The sequence below is a fragment of the Bacillus sp. 123MFChir2 genome, from assembly GCF_000383235.1.
Classification (GTDB): Bacteria; Bacillota; Bacilli; order Bacillales; family Bacillaceae_G; genus Bacillus_A.
On sequence record NZ_KB911029.1, the window covers coordinates 1 to 1,572 of the forward strand.

Here is a 1,572-nt window from a genome sequence, read left to right on the forward strand (position 1 = left end):
TTTCTGTGAAAATAACTTGATTCAGAGCACAATTTAACTTTTTAACAATAAATCTAGATCTTCTTTTTGCGTGTGAAACACGCAAAAAGACAATAAGAAAGAAGACTACTGTTCTTTAGATATTTTTTCAGTAGTTGTGTATATGAAATCGGAAACTGGTCTATGCTAGTAATTTTGAGTATTCAATAAATGCTGTTCGTTGTTTCAATATATGGTATATCACCTTAATTACTTTATGCGCAATGGCGATGATTGCTTTTCGCTTTCCTCTTCGTGCAGCTAAAGACCAGAATTTCCCTGATAACCATGTTTTCCGCATACGTGAAATGGCCCATGCTACTTCACAAAGTGTTGTTTTGATATGCGGATTTCCTTTTATAGTCCGGGTGCTTTTTTTTTACCGGCACTTTCATGATTGCCTGGCGATACACCTGCCCAAGAGGATAGATGTTGCGCAGAAGGGAATTGGCTCATTTCGATACCAATTTCTGCGATGATACTTGCGACCGTGTTTTTTTTCACACCTGGTATTGTCAATAAAAGTTCCACTTGTTCTTGATACGGAAGTAACAGTTCATCTATTCTTGCTTCTAATTGTTCAATGGCTTGTTCGAGAAATAAGATGTGATTCCATGAATGCCGAATTAAGAAAATTTGATGTTCGTTTAATGTACCGAATAAGGAATCTGAAATATCTTGGGCTTTCGGCATCATTTTTGTGTGAATGGTCTCTTCGACATCTTGTAAATTCACGTATCCCTGTTCTACAAGACGAGTTAATAATTTTCGTCCGGATACGCCAAATACATCAGAAATAACAGATCCTAGCTTAATATTAGAACACTCTAATGTTTTTTGGATTCTGTTTTTTTCCGCTGTCATATCACCGATTACTTTTTTTCGGCGACGAGTCAAATCACGAAGTTCCCGAATATCTGCTGGTGGAACAAAACTCTTCTCAATCAATCCATATCGAAGAAGTTTGGCAATCCACTCCGCGTCAGCTACATCTGTTTTTCGTCCAGGAACATTCTTAATTCGTTGTGCATTGGCAAGGGTAATATCAAAAAAGTCTTCTATAATATTGTAGACCGGTTTCCAATATACACCTGTGCTCTCCATCGCAATATGAGTAATACCAAGAGATTCTAACCATCGAAGCATGTCAAAGAGATTCTTTGTCATTGTAGGAAATGTACGGACTTCCTTTATAAGGGTTTCGTCCGATGAACCAATTAAAATACAAGCAACTATCTCTTTTTGATGTACATCTAGACCTGCGCAATGTGTGTGTAATGTATCCATAATATATCCTCCCTAAATTGAAATGAGATGGATAGTAGAGAGAAACGGAAAATCAACATTTTTCTGTACGTGATCAGACGAAGGAACTTCTGTCAACAAAGGGATGTGCACCAATCTCTCTCTTACAGTTTTTAGGTCAGGGTTTTACCCACCATAAAGAAATACGTACTCGGCTATCCATCATTATTATTCAGTATAGAAAGGTTTTAGGTGTGATAAACCCATTTTCATGTAAGGGATGTGAGTGCAAAATCATGATTGTTTTTA

1 pseudogene is annotated in these 1,572 nt (G+C 37.0%); it reads right to left on the bottom strand.

Features of this window, described 5'->3' with window-relative positions:
* Window positions 1-160: 160 nt before the first annotated feature.
* Window positions 161-1,305, bottom strand: a pseudogene (locus H280_RS24310) (IS110 family transposase).
* Window positions 1,306-1,572 lie beyond the last annotated feature (267 nt).